Source organism: Micromonospora phytophila, from assembly GCF_023656545.1.
Lineage (GTDB): Bacteria > Actinomycetota > Actinomycetes > Mycobacteriales > Micromonosporaceae > Micromonospora > Micromonospora phytophila.
In genome coordinates, this window is record NZ_JAMOKF010000094.1 from 1 (window position 1) to 17,498 (window position 17,498).

The following is a 17,498-nucleotide window of genomic DNA, read 5'->3' on the forward strand; positions in this document are numbered from 1 at the left end:
CTCTGCGCCGACGTGGCGGCCACCTACTCCGGCGAGTCCCCGGCCGACCTCGGTGAGGTGCTGGTCGACCTGCTCGCCGACCCGGTGCTCGCCCCCCTGGCCGGGTACGACGGCAGCCACCGCGCGCAGGCCGCCCTGAAGGCGACCACGAGCGTGCTGACCGGTCATTTCGTCTCGACCGTGGTGGGGGCCACCCAGGAGCGGTACGGTGCCGGCCCGCACCGCCGGTACGCCGCCGACCTGGTCGTGCCCCGGCCGGTCCGGGCCCGGTGCGCGCTGCTCAAGGGCGTCGCGCTGCGGTACGTGATGCGCCGCCCCGGCGCGGGGGTCCGCTACCAGCGGCAGCGCGAGGTCCTCGAGGAACTGGTGCACGCCCTGGCCGACCGGGCGCCGGACGCGCTCGACCCGGTCTTCGCCCCGCTGTGGCGGGCCGCGCCGGACGACACCGCCCGGCTGCGGGTGGTGATCGACCAGGTCGCGTCGCTGACCGACCCGGCGGCGACGGCGTGGCACGCGCGGCTGGTGCGGGGGCGGGCCGGCATCGGCCCGGCTCCGGGAGCCGCGAGAATCGGCGGTGGGAGGCCGGTCATGGGCGACCCGAGCGACTTAGGTTAGCCTAACCGGTATGACGGAGCGCCCCAAGAAGGTCACGACCGCCCGGGTTCTGCGCACCGAGCGGCCCACCCCGCACCTGATCCGGCTGGTGCTCGGTGGCGAGGAGATCGCCGGCCTGCCGGTGGGCGAGTTCACCGACCACTACATCAAGATCGTGTTCCCGGTGCCGGGCGTCGCGCACCCGAGCCCGACGGACCTGGCGGCGATCCGTCGTGACCTGCCCCGCGAGCAGTGGCCGCGGCTGCGCGCGTACACCGTGCGGGCCTGGGATCCGCTGGCCGGCGAACTCACCGTCGACGTCGTGCACCACGGCGACGAGGGCCTGGCCGGCCCGTGGGCGGCCGCCCTGCGCCCCGGTGACCCGGTGCTCTTCACCGGCCCCGGCGGGGCGTACGCGCCGAGCCCGGACGCGGACTGGCACCTGCTGGTCGGCGACGAGAGCGCGCTCCCGGCGATCGCCGCCGCGCTGGAGCGGCTGCCGCTCGGCGCCCCCGCCACCGTCCTTCTGGAGATCGCCGACCCGGCGGAGGAGCAGCGGCTGCTCAGCCCCGGCGCGGTGAACCTGACCTGGCTGCACCGGGGCGACCGTCCGGTGGGGGAGGCGCTGGTCGCGGCGGTCCGCGCGCTGGAGTTCCCGCCCGGCACGGTGCACGCCTTCGTGCACGGCGAGGCGACGTTCGTCAAGGAGCTGCGCCGCCTGCTGCGCGTCGAGCGGGGCATCCCCCGCGACCAGCTCTCCATCTCCGGCTACTGGCGTCGCGGCATGGACGACGAGGGCTGGCGCGCCACCAAGCCCGACTGGAACCGCCAGGTCGAGGCCGAGGAATCCGCCGTCCTCCCCGTCTGACCCGCACCGGGCCCCCTCCCGGCGTCCACCGCCGGTCCCGCCGCCAGCTCGGCACGCCCGGTCAGCCGGTCACGGGCGCCGGGCCGGGGAGAGCCCGGCGTCCACCACGTCCAGGTCGGGATCGACCATGGCGTGCCGGGTGGCCAGCTCGGGGCGGTGTCCCAGGACGGCGCCGGTGTGGCGGGCGGATCGGGCCACGCGGCGACGCACCACCGACACGTGGGCGGCGGCGGAGGCGGCGAAGAGCGCCACCGCACCGGACACCGCCGCGACGGGCGGGACGAGCGCCGCGCCGGCGAAGCCGGCCCCGACGGCGACCAGGACGCTGTTGATCAGGCCCACCGTGCCGGCCTGCCCCACCAGGTCGCTGAACCAGTGCCGGCGGAACGGCTCCGGCGCGAACGGCCCCGGGTCGTCGAGGGTCGGCATCAGCAGGTACGGGGCGAGGTCCGGCGCTCGCCGGGCGAGGTAGGTGCGCAGCGCGGTGGTGGCGACGGCGTACCTGCGGCCCCGGTCGTTGAGCTGCACCTGACGGGCGAACACGGCGATCCCGAGCAGCAGCACCAGGCCACCGAGCCCGCCGAGCAGCGGCAACCGGGGCAGCGCCCCGCCCGCGGTGAGCAGACCCGCCGCCGCGGCGGCCGAGGCGGAGGCGACGGCCAGGAAGAACGTGAACCGAGCGGTGGTCTGGTCGTGGATTGCCCGGCTCGCCTCGCGCAGGTGCTCGTACTCGGCGAGGGCGATGGTGAGCGGCACATCCGGTTCGTCGGCCATCCGGCGTCCTCCTCGATCTTCGCCCGCGCGGTCCACGACGGTAGCGTTCGGCCGCAAGGGTGCGTTCGTGGCGATCGCGCCGCCCCCGTGGCCGTGGCGCGCCCGCCATGGTGCGACGGCGGGGAGCGGCCCGACGGAGGCCCGACGCGGCGGAACCGGGGAGGTGGCAGCGGCGGTCGCCACACGCGGTGTCCCCCGGCGGCGGAACGTCGGCCCGGCAGGGCAGGATGTACGCCGAGGGGGTGGCGGACATGGCTGGGCGGATCCGGGACGAGGACATCGCGCTGGTCCGGGAGCGCACCTCGATCGGGGACGTCATCTCGGAGACGGTCACCCTGAAGTCGGCAGGTGGCGGCAACCTCAAGGGGCTGTGCCCGTTCCACGACGAGAAGAGCCCCTCCTTCAACGTCTCGCCCGCCCGCAATGTCTGGTACTGCTTCGGCTGCGGAGCCGGCGGCGACGCCATCAAGTTCCTGATGGACGCCGAGCACCTCAGCTTCGTCGAGTCGGTCGAGCGGCTCGCCGACCGCGCCGGCATCCAGCTGCGCTACGTCGAGAACGACAACACCACCCCGCGCGCCCGCCCCCAGCAGGGGCAGAAGCAGCGCCTGATCGCCGCGCACGCCGCCGCCGTCGACTTCTACCGGGCGCAGCTCACCACCGCCGGCGCCCGCCCGGCGCGCGAGTTCCTGGCCCGGCGCGGCTTCGACCGCGCCGCCGCCGAGCGGTACGGCTGCGGCTTCGCCCCGGACGCCTGGGACCTGCTCACCAAGCACCTGCGCCAACAGGGCTTCACCCACCAGGAGCTGGTCACCGCCGGGTTGTCCCGGGAGTCCCGCTCGGGCACGCTGATCGACCGGTTCCGCCGCCGGCTGATGTGGCCGATCCGGGACATCACCGGCGACGTGATCGGTTTCGGCGCCCGCAAGCTCTTCGACGACGACGACGGCCCGAAGTACCTCAACACCCCCGAGACGCCGATCTACAAGAAGTCGCACGTCCTCTACGGCATCGACCAGGCCAAGCGGGAGATCGCCAAGCAGGGCAAGGTGGTGGTGGTCGAGGGCTACACCGACGTGATGGCCTGCCACCTGGCCGACGTTCCGACGGCGGTGGCGACCTGCGGCACCGCCTTCGGCGCCGACCACATCGCCGTGCTGCGCCGGCTGCTGCTGGACACCGACGCGGTGGCCGGCGAGATCATCTTCACCTTCGACGGGGACGCCGCCGGGCAGAAGGCCGCGCTGCGCGCCTTCGAGGACGACCAGCGCTTCGTCGGGCGTACCTTCATCGCGGTCAGCCCCGACAACATGGACCCGTGCGACCTGCGCCTGGCCAAGGGCGACTTGGCCGTCCGCGACCTGGTCGCGCGCCGCGAGCCGCTGGTGGACTTCGCGCTGCGCCACGTGATCAACCGGTACGACCTGGACACCGTCGACGGCCGGGTGGAGGCCATGCGCCGGGCCGCGCCGCTGGTCGCCAAGCTCAAGGACCGCGAGAAGCGTCCGGAGTACGTCCGCAAGCTCGCCGGCGACCTCGGCATGGAGATCGAGCCGGTGCAGCGGGCCGTGCTGGCCGCCGCGTCCGCCCCGCCCGGGAAGGACGCCGCCCCCGCGCCCCGCTCCGCCCGCCCCGAGCCGGCCGTCGACAGCCCGCAGTCGATGGTCGAGCGGGAGGCGCTGAAGCTCGCCCTCCAGGAGCCGGTGCTGGCCGGGCCGATGTTCGACGCGATCGAGGCCTCCGAATACCGGCACCCGGTGCACGTGGCGGTGCGCGCCGCCGTGAGCGCCGCCGGCGGGGCGGCGGCGGCGACCGGCGGCGCGGTCTGGATCGAGTCGGTCCGCGACGCCTGCGAGGACCTGGCCGCCCGGGCGCTCGTCGGCGAGCTGGCCGTCGAGCCGCTGCGGATCGACGGCGAGCCGGACCCGCGCTACGTCTCGATCACCATCGCCCGGTTGCAGTGGGGCTCGGTCACGGCCCGGATCAAGGACCTGAAGTCCCGGATCCAGCGGATCAACCCGGTCAACAACAAGGACGAGTACTTTGCCGCCTTCGGCGAGCTGCTCTCGCTGGAGCAGCACGCCCGGGCGCTGCGCGAGCAGGCCGCGGGAGGGCTCTAGATGGGACTGTTCAGCCGCAAGCCGAAGCTGCCACCGGCCGACCGCCCGCCGCTGGGCCCGGACGAGCGGGTGCTCGCCTGGGCCGCCGCCGGCAACGGCGAGGGCGACGGCGTGGTGGTGGCCAGCAACCTCGGGCTCTGGCTGCCCGGCCGGGGGCACCGGCTGGGCTGGCACGACATCCTCAAGGCGGTCTGGTCCGGCCGGGAGCTGACGGTCACGCCCGCCGAGCCGGTCGCCGAGCGGGACGGCTACCTGGTGGTCGCCGACTGCCCGGCCGAGACGTACCTGCTGCTCGACCCGGGTGAGCTGCCGCACCAGGTGCGGGCCCGGGTCACCCGATCCGTGGCGTACACGCAGGCCCACCCGGTGCCCGGCGGCGCCGGGCGGATCGCGGCCCGGCGGGTCCCCGGCGTCGACGGTCTCCGGTGGACGGTCCGCTTCGACGAGGGCACCCCGGCCGACGACCCCGACGTCCTCGCCGAGACCGACCGCCTGGTCGCCGCCGCCCGCTCCGCCACCGTCCCCACCGACACCTGAGCCCGGCGGCGGCCGGAAAACCCGGTGGGGTGTGTCGGACCCGGTGGCTAGGGTCAGAGGGTGACCAGAGCTCAACCACTCATCCAGGCGCGGGGGCTGGTGAAGCGGTTCGGTGACTTCACCGCCGTCGACGGCATCGACGTCGAGGTGCGCTCCGGCGAGGCGTTCGGCTTTCTAGGGCCCAACGGCGCCGGCAAGTCCTCCACCATGCGGATGGTCGGCTGCATCTCGCCGCCCAGCGGTGGCGAGCTGCGCATCCTCGGCATGGACCCGGTCCGCGACGGGCCGGCCATCCGGGCCCGGCTCGGCGTCTGCCCCCAGCTCGACAACCTCGACCCGGAGCTGACCGTCCGGGAAAATCTCACCACCTACGCGCGCTACTTCGGCATCCCGCGCCGCACGGCCCGGGCGCGCGCCGCCGAGCTGCTCGACTTCGTCCAGCTCAGCGAGCGGGCCGACAGCAAGGTCGAGCCGCTCTCGGGCGGCATGAAGCGGCGGTTGACGATCGCCCGCGCGCTGGTCAACGAGCCCGAGATCGTGCTGCTGGACGAGCCGACCACCGGTCTCGACCCGCAGGCCCGGCACCTGGTGTGGGAGCGGCTGTTCCGGCTCAAGCAGCAGGGCGTCACGCTGGTGCTCACCACGCACTACATGGACGAGGCCGAGCAGCTCTGCGACCGCCTGGTGGTGATGGACGGCGGGCGGATCGTCGCCGAGGGCTCGCCCCGCGCGCTGATCGAGCGACACTCCACCCGCGAGGTGGTGGAGCTGCGCTTCGCCGCCGAGTCGCAGGAGGCGTTCGCCGGCAAGCTCGACGGGCTGGGGGAGCGGGTCGAGGTGCTGCCCGACCGGATCCTGCTCTACGTCGCCGACGGCGATGCGGCGGTGGCCGAGGTCGGCGCGCTCGGGCTCACCCCGGCCAACGTGCTGGTCCGGCGCAGCAGCCTGGAGGACGTCTTCCTCCACCTCACCGGCCGCACCCTGGTCGACTGAGCCCGGTGGTGGATCTTGATCGACTCGGGTTTCCGCACATCGGGGTCTCCCGGCGTCCCGGACACCCCGACATGCAGCACATCGAGTACGGGGCGAGGCGGAGGTGGTCGCGGTGAGCGTGGCGCAACAGGCGCGGGAGCGGGCCCGCCCGCCGCTGCCTCGGGTGCCGGCGGTGGCGGTGTTCGCGCACTACCTGGTCGGCTACCGGCGCACCTGGCGGGCCGGGGTCTTCTCGTCGTTCCTGCTGCCGGTGCTGACCGTGCTGGGGTTCGGCGTCGGCGTCGGCGCCTACATCGACCAGGGCGTCGACGGGGTGCGCTACCTCGACTGGATCGTGCCCGGCCTGATCGCCTCGACGGCGTTGCAGGTGGCCATCGGTGAGTCCACCTGGCCGGTGTTCAGCAACTTCCAGTGGATCAAGACGTACTTCGCGCAGAGCGCGGCGCCGCTGCGGGTGGGCGACATCCTCACCGGTCACCTGGCCTTCGTGCTGTTCCGGGTGCTCACCACGATCGCCGCGTTCCTGTTGGTGACGGCGTTGTTCGGCGCGCTGCGCTCACCGTGGGCGCTGGCGACGCTGCCGGTGGTGGCGCTGCTCGGCCTGGCCGTGGCCGCGCCGACCTTCGCGTACGCCTCGGTGGTGTCCAGCGACAGTTGGCTGGCGATGCTGTTCCGCTTCGCGGTGATCCCGATGACCCTCTTCGCCGGGGTGTTCTTCCCGGTCGAGTCGCTGCCGGTGGCGCTGCGCTGGCTGGCGTACCTGACACCGCTGTGGCACGGCGTCGACCTGTGCCGCGCCGCGGCTCTCGGCGTCGCCGCGCAGTGGTCGGTCCCCGGTCACCTGCTCTACCTCGCGGCCTGGGCGCTCGGCGGCTGGCTGCTGGCCCGCCGCGGGTTCCGCCGCAAGCTCGTCGTCTAGGAAAGGGTGTCGTGGTCACTCTCGTCCTGCCCCGGCTGCTCGACGTCTCCGGCGCGTCCCGGCGTTCGGGCTCGGTGGTCGAGCGCAACGTCGCGGCTCTGAAGTCGGTCTACTGGCTGCTGCTCGTCTCCGGCTTCGTGGAGCCGCTGCTCTACCTGCTCTCCATCGGTGTCGGGGTCGGTGCGCTGGTCGGCGACCTCACCCTGCCCGGCGGAGAGCTCGTCACGTACGCGGCGTTCGTCGCCCCGGCGATGCTCGCCTCGTCGGCGATGACCGGCGCGCTCGCGGAGACCACCTTCAACTTCTTCGGCAAGATGAAGTACATGAAGCTGTACGACGGGGTGATCGCCACCCCGGTGCGGCCGTTCGAGATCGCCCTCGGTGAGCTGGCCTGGGCGATGCTGCGGGGCAGCGCCTACTCGGCCGCGTTCCTGGCGGTGATGGTGCTGATGGACCTGACCACCGTCGCGCGGGCGCTGGTGGCCTTCCCGGCCGCGGTGCTGGTGGGCTTCGCCTTCGGGGCGCTCGGCATGATGCTCTCCACCTTCATGCGCAGCTGGCAGGATTTCGACCTGATGGGCTCGGCCCAGTTCACCCTCTTCCTCTTCTCCGGCACCTTCGTGCCCGCCGAGGCCTATCCGTCGCTGTTGCGCTGGGTGGTCGAGGTGACCCCCCTCTACCGCGCGGTACACCTGATCCGGGGCATCTCCGTGGGCACGGCCGGCTGGTCCTGGCTGCCGGACGTGCTCTACCTGCTCGTGGTGCTCACCCTCGGCCTGCTCGTGGCGTCGCGGCGGATGGGCAGGTTGCTCTACAAGTAGGGCCCGGCGGCCCGGTTGGACGGGATGTCCCGGAAGTGACTGGTTAACCGTCGCCTCCTGCGGGGCATGTCCAAGGCGACATCCGCCGAGCATTGAGGGAGGGGCGATGGCCTCCGACGAGTCTTCCGCCCGCAGCGGGCGCGACCGCGACGATTCCGGGACCGTGGCCGCTGGTGGGGTGCGCGGTGACCGCCGGGTGGACCGCTCCGACCAGGGCGCGGACGCCGCCCGTTCCGGGCATGACCGGCGCGGGCGCGGCCCGGTCGGCCCCGACGAGGGCCCGGAAAGCCCGGCCGAGCTGCCGGGCGCCGGCTGGAAGGCGGCGCTGCGCCGCACGGTGAAGGAGTTCGGCGACGACAGCCTGACCGACTGGGCGGCGGCGCTGACCTACTACGGGGTGCTCTCCATCTTTCCCGGCCTGCTGGTGCTGGTTTCGATCCTCGGCCTGCTCGGCCCGGAGGCCACCGCGGGGGTGCGGGACACGGTCAGCCAGACGGTGCCCGAGGGCAACATCCGCACCATCATCGAGGGCGCGATCGACCAGGCCAAGCAGAGTGGTGGGTTCGCCGGCATCGCGGCCATCCTCGGTCTGCTGGCGGCGTTCTGGTCGGCCTCGGGCTACATCGCCGCGTTCATGCGCGCCTCGAACACCATCTACGACGTGCCGGAGGGGCGTCCGATCTGGAAGACGCTGCCGATCCGGGTCGGCGTGACCGCGGTGATCGGCGTGATGCTGTTGGCGAGCGCGGTGATCGTGGTCTTCACCGGCGGCCTCGCCGAGCAGGTCGGCGAGGTGATCGGCCTCGGCTCGACGGCGGTGACGGTGTGGAACATCGCCAAGTGGCCGGTGCTGCTGCTCCTGGTCAGCCTGATGTTCGCCATCCTCTACTGGGCCTCGCCGAACGCGAAGCACGGCGGCTTCCGCTGGGTCAGCCCCGGCGGCGTGCTGGCCGTGGTGATCTGGCTGGTGATTTCCGGTCTCTTCGCCCTCTACGTCAGCAACTTCGGCTCGTACAACAAGACGTACGGGGCGCTGGCCGGCGTGATCATCTTCCTGGTCTGGCTGTGGCTGAGCAACATCGCGATCCTGCTCGGCGCCGAGTTCGACGCCGAACTGGAGCGCAGCCGCGCCATCCAGGCCGGCCACTCCGTCGACGAGGAGCCGTACGTCGAACTGCGCGACGACCGCAAGCTCAAGAAGAAGCGCAACGCGGCCAGCCGCCGCTGACCCGCTGCACCCCGATCGCCTCCTGCCCCGCCGCCCACCCGGGCGGCGGGGCAGTCCCGTTCCCGGGCCTCCCTCCCGCCCCACGGGTGCGCATCGGGTTGAGCTGGGTCGATCGACGCTGTACACAGCGGCACGTGCGGCGGGCCGCGCGTGATCCTTTCCTTGATCCACTATTAGCTTTTGTTCGAACGGACAAAAGTTGGAGTCAGATTGGCCGAAGCTCTGGACACGCGCCACGGAAGGCTCCTACTGTGTCGGACACAACACATCGGCATTGCGCCGATGTGAACGAGTCCGGTGAAGAGGTGAGTCCGGTGCGGACCGTCGACCCCCTGCACGTACGGCTGTTGCGGTTGCTCCGCGACGAGGGGGCGGTGTCCCGCGCCGAGCTGGGCGACCGGCTGCAGATGCCCCGCCCGCGCCTGCTGGCCGAGCTGGAACGGCTGGTCGCCCTCGGCTACGTCGCCGAGGCGGGGCTGGCCGCCTCCCGGGGCGGCCGACGCTCCACCCTGGTGGAGCTGAGCCCCCACCTGCGCTTCGCCGCCGTCGACCTGGGCGCCAGCTCCATCGACGTCGAGGTGGTCAACGGCCGCCTCGAACCGGTCGCCGCGTACGCCGAGCCGGCCGACATCCGCAACGGCCCGAAGGTGACCCTGCAACGGGTCAACGAGCTGCTGCACAAGACCAGAGTGGACGGCGCCTACGAGCGGCTGGACGCGGTCGGCATCGGGGTGCCGGGGCCGGTCAGCTTCCGCGACGGCGTCCCGGTCTCCCCGCCGATCATGCCGGGCTGGGACCGCTTCCCCGTGCGGGAGCTGCTCACCCGCGAGCACGGCTGCCCGGCGGTGGTCGACAACGACGTCAACATCATGGCCATCGGCGAGCGGCACGGCGGGGTCGCCCACTCCGTCGACGACTTCCTCTTCGTGAAGATCGGCACCGGAATAGGGTGTGGGATCTACCTCAGCGGCGAGGTCTACCGGGGCACCGACGGCTGCGCCGGCGACATCGGCCACATTCAGGTCGATTCGCACGGTCCGATGTGCTCCTGCGGCAACGTCGGCTGCCTGGAGGCGCTGTTCAGCGGCGCCGCGCTGGCCAAGGACGCCACCGCCGCGGCGCGCAGCGGGATCTCGCCCGCGCTGGCGGAGCGGCTCGCCGCCCGCTGCGTGGTGACCGCGCTGGACGTCGCCGAGGGCGCCGTCGAGGGGGACGTCACCTGCATCCAGCTGATCCGCGACGGCGGACGCCGGGTCGGTGGCGTGCTCGCCGGGCTGGTCAGCTTCACCAACCCTTCCATGATCGTGATCGGCGGTGGGCTCGCCCAGCTCGGGCACATCCTGCTCGCCGAGATCCGCAGCGTGGTCTACCGCCGGTCGCTGCCCCTGGCCACCGGCAACCTCCCGGTCGTCCTGTCCGAGCTGGGACCGCGCGCCGGCGTCGCCGGCGCCGCCGTCCTGGCCAGCGACGTGGCCTTCGCGGAGGCGTCATGAGTGAGCGTCAGCGAGCGAACCATCGGCACGGCGCCGGGGCGCCGTATGACGCACGGAGCGAAGCGGAGGGCCGGCATGAGTGAGCAATCCGAGGAGACCGTCGTGACAGATGCTCCGCTGGTCGAGGCCCCCGCCGACGCCGTCGCGGGCGAGGTGGTCCTGCGCCTCACCGACGTGGTCAAGACCTTCCCGGGCGTACGCGCCCTGGACGGCGTGCAGCTGGAGGTACGCGCCGGCGAGGTGCACTGCCTGCTCGGGCAGAACGGCGCCGGCAAGTCGACCCTGATCAAGGTGCTCGCCGGGGTGCATCGCCCCGACTCGGGGCAGGTCGAGTGGCGCGGCGAGCCCGCGACGTTCGCCAACCCGCAGGCCGCCATGCGCGCCGGCATCGCCACCATCTACCAGGAGCTCGACCTGGTCGAGGACCTCTCCGTCGCGGAGAACGCCTTCCTCGGCCACGAACCGCGCCGGTTCGGCTTCGTCCGCCGCGGTTACATGGCCCGGCGTACCCGGCAGATCCTCGGCCGGCTCGGGCACGCGGAGATCCCGCCGAACCGGATGGTCCGCACGCTGCCCGCCGCCGGCAAGCAGGTCGTCAGCATGGCCCGCGCGCTGTCGCACGAGGCCCGGCTGATCATCATGGACGAGCCGAGCGCGGTGCTCGCCCACGACGAGGTGGGCAACCTCTTCCGGATCATCCGCGAGCTGACCGCGCAGGGCATCGCGGTCATCTACATCTCGCACCGGTTGGAGGAGATCCGCGAGATCGGCGACCGGGTCACCGTCCTCAAGGACGGCCGGACCACCGCGGCGAACCTGCCGGCCCGCGACACCCCGACCCGCGACCTGGTCTCCCGGATGACCGGCCGCACCATCGAGTACGTCTTCCCCGACCGCCCCGCCGACACCGGCCCCGGCGCGGAACTGCTGACGGTGGAGGGCCTGACCCGGTCGGGCGAGTTCGCCGACGTCTCGCTCAGCGTCCGCGCCGGCGAGATCGTCGGCATCGCCGGGCTGGTCGGCTCCGGCCGCTCGGAGCTGCTGGAGACCATCTACGGCGCGCGCCGCGCCGAGGCCGGCTCGGTGCGGATGGCCGGCAGGGCGCTGCGCCCGGGCAGCGTCGGCGCGGCGGTCCGGGCCGGCATGGGCATGGCCCCGGAGGAGCGCAAGAGTCAGGCGCTGCTGCTCGGCGAGCCGATCTACCGCAACGTCACCCTGGCCACCTTCGGCCGGTACGCCCGCGCCGGGTTCACCGACGCCGGGCGGGAGCGGGCCGAGGCGGACCGGATCGCCGAGAGCCTGGAGCTGCGCCCCCGCGACGTACGCCGGCCGGTGCGCACCCTCTCCGGCGGCAACCAGCAGAAGGTGGTGGTCGGGCGCTGGCTGCTCGGCGACACGAAGCTGCTGCTGCTCGACGAGCCCACCCGGGGTGTCGACGTCGGCGCCCGGGCGGAGCTCTACCAGGTCATCCGCGCCCTCGCCGCCCGCGGCGTCGGGGTGCTGCTGGTCTCCAGCGAGGTCCCCGAGGTGCTCGGTCTGGCCGACCGGGTGCTGGTGATGCGGGAGGGACGGGTCGTCCGGGAGGCCCCGGCCGGCGAACTCGACGAGAACACCGTGCTCGACCTCGTCATGGCGGGGTCCCTGATGGAAGGCGCACCGGCATGAGCGACACCTCTCCCACCGCCACGCCGGAGCGCGCGGCGCAGTTGCCGGCGCAGTCGCCGCCGGTGGACCCGGCGGAGACCGCGGCGGCCAGCGAGAAGACGACCCACGGCGGGGCCACCGCCGGCCGGCTCTCCTGGTGGAGCGGCGACAGCGGCGAGGGCGCGAAGCGCAACCTCGGCCTGATCGGCGTGCTGCTGGTGCTGATCGCGATCGGCGCCTTGACCCGCTCCGACCTCTACTCGAACCCCGACTGGGTCTGGGACAACGTGCTCAGCATCCTCAAGCTCGCCTCGGTGGTGGGCGTGGTCACGGTGGGCATGACCTTCGTGATCATCGGCGGTGGCATCGATCTCTCGGTCGGCGCGATCGTCGCCCTGGCCGGGGTCTGGTGCACGACGCTGGCGACACAGAGCTACGGCGCCGGCGGCATGATCTTCAGTGCGCTCACCGTCGGTCTCGCGGTCGGCCTGGTCAACGGGCTGCTCATCTCGTACGGCCGGCTGGTGCCGTTCATCGCGACGCTGGCGATGCTGGTGGCGGCCCGGGGCCTGGCCGCGGAGATCTCCGACAAGCAGACCCAGGTCTCCGACAACCAGTTCATCAACGGCATCGCCAGCAACAGCCTTCTCGGCATCCCGCTGCTGGTCTACATCCTCGCCGCGGTGGTCGCGGCCGGCTGGGTGCTGCTGAACCGCACCACGTTCGGGCGACGCACGGTCGCGGTCGGTGGGAACCCCGAGGCGGCCCGCCTGGCCGGCATCAACGTCAAGCGGCACAGCGTGCTGCTCTACGCGCTCTCCGGTCTCTGCTGCGGCATCGCCGCCATCATGCTCACCGCCCAGGCCACCTCGGCCCAAGCGGCGATGGCCAACCTCTACGAGCTGGACGCGATCGCCGCCGCGATCATCGGCGGCACGCTGCTCAGCGGCGGGCGGGGCACCATCATCGGCTCCCTGCTCGGCGTGATCATCTTCTCGACGATCACGAACCTGTTCGCCATCAACGGTCTCTCCACCGAGGCCCAGAACATGGTCAAGGGCGGCATCATCGTCGCCGCCGTCCTGGTCCAGCAGGTCCAGTTCCGCAGCCTCACGCAGTTCCTGGGCCGTAACCGGCTCACGACCTGATATCCGCACCACCGCGCCACCGCACCACCGAACACCCGACCCACCTGGGCCACCCGACGAAGAAACGACGGTGGCCGGACCCCACACACCCTCTTCCCCTCCACCACGCCAAACCAGGAGGTCGTCATGACCCAGCACAGTCGCGACCTGTCGCGCCGCCGACTGCTCTTCGGCGGGGCCGCCGTCGGCGCCGGCGTACTGCTCGCCGGTTGCACCAGCAACGAGGCCTCGCCGACCGAGGCGCAGACGAAGGCGGCGGCCCCGGGCGGCAACGCCGAGCCCGGCCAGCGTGTCGTCATCGGATTCTCCGCCCCGGCCGCCGACCACGGCTGGATCGCCGCCATCACCAACAACGCCAAGGCGCAGGCCGCCGCGTACTCCGACGTGGAGTTCAAGATCGTCGAGGCGGGCGCGGACGCCGCGGCCCAGCGGGCCGCGTTGGGCACGCTGATCTCGCAGAAGCCCAACGTCATCGTGCTCCTGCCGCACGACGGTAAGGAGCTGAACGCGTTCGGCCTGGAGGCGATGAAGGCCGGCATCCCGGTGGTCAACCTGGACCGGGCGTTCCCGGACGCCAAGGCCTACCGGTTGCAGATCAAGGGCGACAACTACGGCATGGGCGTCGCCGCCGCCACCTACATGATCGAGCAGTTCAAGGCCAAGGGTGTCAGCAACCCGATCATCGGCGAGATCGCCGGCATGGACGAGCTGGAACTGACCCAGGAGCGGTCGAAGGGATTCACGGACACCCTGGCCCAGGCCGGGTTCAAGGTGGCCAACCGTCGGGCGGCCCGGTTCACCGCGGACTCCGGTCAGCAGGAGGCGGCCCAGCTGCTCCAGGCCCTGCCCAAGATGGACGCGCTCTGGAACCACGACGACGACCAGGGCATCGGTGTCGTGGCCGCTGTCAACCAGGCGAACCGCAAGGAGTTCTTCATGGTCGGCGGCGCCGGCTCGAAGAAGGCGATGGAGGACATCCAGGCCGACAACACCGTGCTGAAGGCCACCGTCACCTACAGCCCGTCGATGGCCTCCTCGGCCATCGCGCTGGCCCGCCTGATCGGACAGAACAAGGGCATGTCCGACCTGGTCGAGCTGCAGGTGCCGAAGGAGATCGTCCTCGCCTCCGAGACGATCACCAAGGAGAACGTGAGCAACTACCTGAAGCTCGGGTTCTGACACACGGGGGGAGACCCACCTTGTCCACGACAGACAGACAACTGCGGGTCGGCATGGTCGGCTACGCGTTCATGGGCGCCGCGCACTCGCAGGCGTGGCGCACCGTGAACCGGGTGTACGACCTGCCGGCGCGGGCCCGGATGGCGCTCATCTGCGGCCGGGACGCCGGGAAGGTGGCCGACGCCGCCGACCGGCTCGGCTGGGAGGCGCACACCACCAACTGGCGGGACCTGATCGCCCGGGACGACATCGACGTGGTCGACGTCTGCACGCCCGGCGACAGCCACGCCGAGATCGCCCTCGCCGCGTTGGCCGCCGGCAAGCACGTGCTGTGCGAGAAGCCGCTGGCCAACACGGTCACCGAGGCAAGGGCGATGGCCGCCGCGGCGGCCACCGCGCAGGCCGCGGGGGTGCGGTCGATGTGCGGGTTCAACTACCGACGGGTGCCCGCGGTCACGATGATGCGGCAGCTGGTCGCCGACGGGCGGCTCGGGGTGATCCGGCACGTCCGGGCGACGTACCTGCAGGACTGGATCGTGGATCCGCAGTTCCCCCTGGTCTGGCGGTTGCAGCGGGACAAGGCGGGCTCCGGCGCGCTCGGCGACATCGGCGCGCACATCATCGACCTGACCCAGTTCGTCACCGGCCAGCGGATCACCGGGGTCAGCGCGATCACCGAGACGTTCGTCAAGGAACGGCCGCTGCCGGCCGGGTCGAGCGGGTTGGCGGCCACGGTGGACGGCGCCGGGCCGGTCGACGGGCACGGCGCCGTCGACGGGCACGGCCCGGCCACCGGGACGGTCACCGTCGACGACGCCGCGGTCTTCGTGGCCCGGCTCGACGGCGGCTCGCTGGCCACGTACGAGGCGAGCCGCTTCGCCACGGGCCGCAAGAACGCCCTCCGGGTGGAGATCAACGGGTCGCTCGGCACGGTGGCCTTCGACCTGGAACGCCTCAACGAGCTGGAGTTCTACGACGCGACGCGACCCGCCGCCGAGCAGGGCTTCACCCGCATCCTGGTCACCGAGGGCGAACACCCGTACATGTCCGCCTGGTGGCCGCCCGGTCACATCATCGGCTACGAGCACTCCTTCACCCACCAGATGCGGGACTTCATCGAGGCGGTCGCCACCGGCGCCGACCCGACTCCCTCCTTCGCCGACGCGTTGCAGGTCCAGCTGGTGCTGGACGCGGTGACCCGGTCGGCGGAACTCGGTTCCTCGTGGACCGAGGTGGAGCCGGCGCTGGCGACGGTCGCCGCCTGAGCCACCTCCGGCCCCGGCCGGCGAGGGACCGGCCGCGGTTGCGCCCCGCGGCCGGGACGAGGTCGGGACCGGAGGACGTGCAGCCGGGCCACCATGGCCCGGTGACGCACGAGCAGGACGGTCGTCCGGTGCGGCCGGACCGGGATTCCCCGGTCGCACCGGAGGACCGCCACCCCGCGACCCGCCAGGGCCGCGTTTCCTCCAAGTCGTCCGGTCGGGCGCGCCGTCGTTCCGACCGGTCGGATGCGGGGGAGGCAGGGTCGAGACGCCGACCGACCCTGCCTGCCAGCCCCGTCCGTCCGCACCAGCACCGGGAACCGGTCCGGCGCCGTCGCCGCCGACTTCGACGCCGGCCCGGTGAGCTCCTCCCGGGAACGGCCGGTCGGACGGGGCCCATCCGCACAGACCCATATCTTTATGAACAAACTTCTGATACCTATGTAAATCAATGCACGCCGGTTTCTCCTGCGGGGAAGGAGCACCATGCGTACGGGTGTCTGGCTGGTGGGGGCGCGCGGATCTGTCGCGACCACCAGCATCGTCGGGGCGCTGGCCCTGCGGGCCGGGCTCACCGGCCCGACCGGCTGCGTCACCGAGCTGCCTGACCTGCGCGGTCCCGCCCTGCCGGCCTTCACCGACCTGGTCTTCGGCGGACACGATGTCGCCACCACCCCGCTGGCCAAGCGCGCCGAGGCGCTCGCCGCCGCCGGTGTGCTGCCCGGCCGGCTGGTCGCCGCGCTCCCCGACGAGCTGGCCGCCGTCGAGCGGGAGCTTTGTCCCGCGCCGGTCGGCGGCACCCAGGCCGACCGGGCCGCCACCGTCGTACGCGACCTCACCGGCTTCCGGGACCGGCACGGGCTGGACCGGGTGGTCGTGGTCAACGTCTCGGCCACCGAACCGGCCGCCCGGCCGCACCCGGCGCACGCCGACCCGGACGCGCTGCGGGCCGCGCTCGCCGGCCCGGACGAGGTGCTGCCGCCCAGCTCGCTCTACGCGTACGCGGCGGTCGAGGCGGGCTGCCCGTACGTCGACTTCACCCCGTCCACCGGGCTGCGGCTGCCGGCGCTGGTGGCGCTGGCCGCGGCGCGCCGCCTGCCGTACGCCGGGCACGACGGCAAGACGGGGGAGACCCTGGTCAAGTCGGTGCTCGCCCCGATGTTCGCGATGCGGCACCTGGCGGTGCGCTCCTGGTCCGGGGTCAACCTGCTCGGCGGCGGCGACGGCGCCACCCTCGCCGACCCGGAGGCCAACGCCGCCAAGGTGGAGAGCAAGCAGCGGGTGCTCGGCGAGACCCTCGGCTACCTCCCGCAGGGCGGCACCCGGATCGAGTACGTCGAGGAGTTGGGCGACTTCAAGACCGCCTGGGACCTCATCACCTTCGCCGGTTTCCTCGGCACCGGCATGCGGATGGAGTTCACCTGGCACGGCTGCGACTCCGCGCTGGCCGCGCCGCTGGTGCTCGACCTGGCCCGGCTCACCGCCGCCGCGCACGTCGCCGGCCACGCCGGCCCGCTGGAGGACCTCGCCTTCTTCTTCAAGGACCCGCTCGGCGCGCCCACCCACTCGCTGGCCGAGCAGTGGCAGCGGCTGTGCGGCCTCGCCCGCCGGCTGCACGCCGGAGGTGCCGATGCCCAGCACGGCTGACCTCGCCGAACTGGTCCGGGCGCCGGCCGCGCTCTCGGTGCCCGGGGACGTGGTCGCCGGGGCCGCCGCGGCCGGTGCGCTGGACCGGCGTACGCCCGCCCTGGCCGGCGCGTCGGTGCTGCTGTACTGGGCCGGTATGGCGGCCAACGACTGGGCGGACCGGCGGCTGGACGCCGTCGAACGCCCAGAGCGGCCGATCCCCAGCGGCCGGGTCAGCCCCCGCGCCGCGCTCGGCCTCGCCGCCGGCCTCACCGCCGCCGGGGTCGGGCTC

General features: G+C 72.8%; 15 protein-coding genes and 1 pseudogene. 15 read left to right on the forward strand and 1 reads right to left on the reverse strand.

Annotated features, from left to right (window positions below; all coding sequences use genetic code 11):
• Together NCC78_RS14110 and NCC78_RS14115 are read left to right on the forward strand one after the other, a co-directional pair.
• Window positions 1-615, forward strand: a pseudogene (locus NCC78_RS14110) (deoxyguanosinetriphosphate triphosphohydrolase); the annotation flags it as partial.
• A gap of 10 nt (window positions 616-625) precedes the next feature.
• On the forward strand, window positions 626-1,462 hold the full coding sequence (locus NCC78_RS14115) for a siderophore-interacting protein (RefSeq protein WP_250794973.1): 837 nt from the start codon (window positions 626-628) through the stop codon (window positions 1,460-1,462).
• 69 nt (window positions 1,463-1,531) lie between these two features.
• Here NCC78_RS14115 and NCC78_RS14120 read toward each other — a convergent pair whose 3' ends face one another.
• A complete protein-coding gene (locus tag NCC78_RS14120; RefSeq protein ID WP_250794974.1) occupies window positions 1,532-2,236 on the reverse strand; it encodes a hypothetical protein in 705 nt (234 codons plus the stop codon).
• A 227-nt stretch (window positions 2,237-2,463) separates the two neighbouring features.
• Here NCC78_RS14120 and dnaG point away from each other — a divergent pair, with 227 nt between their 5' ends.
• The 13 genes from dnaG to NCC78_RS14185 form a co-directional block, all read left to right on the forward strand.
• A complete protein-coding gene (dnaG, locus tag NCC78_RS14125) occupies window positions 2,464-4,356 on the forward strand; it encodes a DNA primase (RefSeq protein WP_250794975.1) in 1,893 nt (630 codons plus the stop codon).
• Window positions 4,357-4,893, forward strand: coding sequence for a hypothetical protein (locus NCC78_RS14130; RefSeq protein WP_250794976.1), 537 nt, complete (start codon window positions 4,357-4,359; stop codon window positions 4,891-4,893).
• Window positions 4,894-4,953: 60 nt separating this feature from the next.
• Complete coding sequence (locus NCC78_RS14135) at window positions 4,954-5,886, forward strand: ABC transporter ATP-binding protein (protein ID WP_250794977.1); 933 nt, start codon at window positions 4,954-4,956, stop codon at window positions 5,884-5,886.
• A gap of 118 nt (window positions 5,887-6,004) precedes the next feature.
• Entirely contained in the window at window positions 6,005-6,805 is an 801-nt protein-coding gene (locus NCC78_RS14140; protein WP_250794987.1) for an ABC transporter permease, read from the forward strand.
• 11 nt (window positions 6,806-6,816) lie between these two features.
• Window positions 6,817-7,626 carry an ABC transporter permease gene (locus NCC78_RS14145; RefSeq protein WP_250794978.1) on the forward strand — a complete coding sequence of 270 codons (810 nt, stop codon included), beginning with the start codon at window positions 6,817-6,819 and terminating at the stop codon, window positions 7,624-7,626.
• 106 nt (window positions 7,627-7,732) lie between these two features.
• Window positions 7,733-8,854 carry a YihY/virulence factor BrkB family protein gene (locus NCC78_RS14150; protein WP_250794979.1) on the forward strand — a complete coding sequence of 374 codons (1,122 nt, stop codon included), beginning with the start codon at window positions 7,733-7,735 and terminating at the stop codon, window positions 8,852-8,854.
• Window positions 8,855-9,168: 314 nt separating this feature from the next.
• Entirely contained in the window at window positions 9,169-10,347 is a 1,179-nt protein-coding gene (locus tag NCC78_RS14155; protein ID WP_250794980.1) for an ROK family protein, read from the forward strand.
• A gap of 75 nt (window positions 10,348-10,422) precedes the next feature.
• Window positions 10,423-12,012 carry a sugar ABC transporter ATP-binding protein gene (locus tag NCC78_RS14160; protein WP_250794981.1) on the forward strand — a complete coding sequence of 530 codons (1,590 nt, stop codon included), beginning with the start codon at window positions 10,423-10,425 and terminating at the stop codon, window positions 12,010-12,012.
• Window positions 12,009-13,139 (forward strand): ABC transporter permease, encoded by a 1,131-nt coding sequence (locus tag NCC78_RS14165; protein ID WP_250794982.1) that lies wholly within the window; start codon window positions 12,009-12,011, stop codon window positions 13,137-13,139. The genes NCC78_RS14160 and NCC78_RS14165 overlap by 4 nt, the downstream gene beginning before the upstream one ends.
• 126 nt (window positions 13,140-13,265) lie before the next feature.
• Window positions 13,266-14,318 carry a substrate-binding domain-containing protein gene (locus tag NCC78_RS14170; protein WP_250794983.1) on the forward strand — a complete coding sequence of 351 codons (1,053 nt, stop codon included), beginning with the start codon at window positions 13,266-13,268 and terminating at the stop codon, window positions 14,316-14,318.
• A 53-nt stretch (window positions 14,319-14,371) separates the two neighbouring features.
• Entirely contained in the window at window positions 14,372-15,583 is a 1,212-nt protein-coding gene (locus NCC78_RS14175) for a Gfo/Idh/MocA family protein (RefSeq protein WP_372495131.1), read from the forward strand.
• 483 nt (window positions 15,584-16,066) lie between these two features.
• Window positions 16,067-17,227, forward strand: coding sequence for an inositol-3-phosphate synthase (locus NCC78_RS14180; RefSeq protein WP_250794985.1), 1,161 nt, complete (start codon window positions 16,067-16,069; stop codon window positions 17,225-17,227).
• Window positions 17,211-17,498: UbiA family prenyltransferase (locus tag NCC78_RS14185; RefSeq protein ID WP_250794986.1), on the forward strand; the 288-nt coding region annotated here is incomplete at its 3' end. The genes NCC78_RS14180 and NCC78_RS14185, both read left to right, overlap by 17 nt.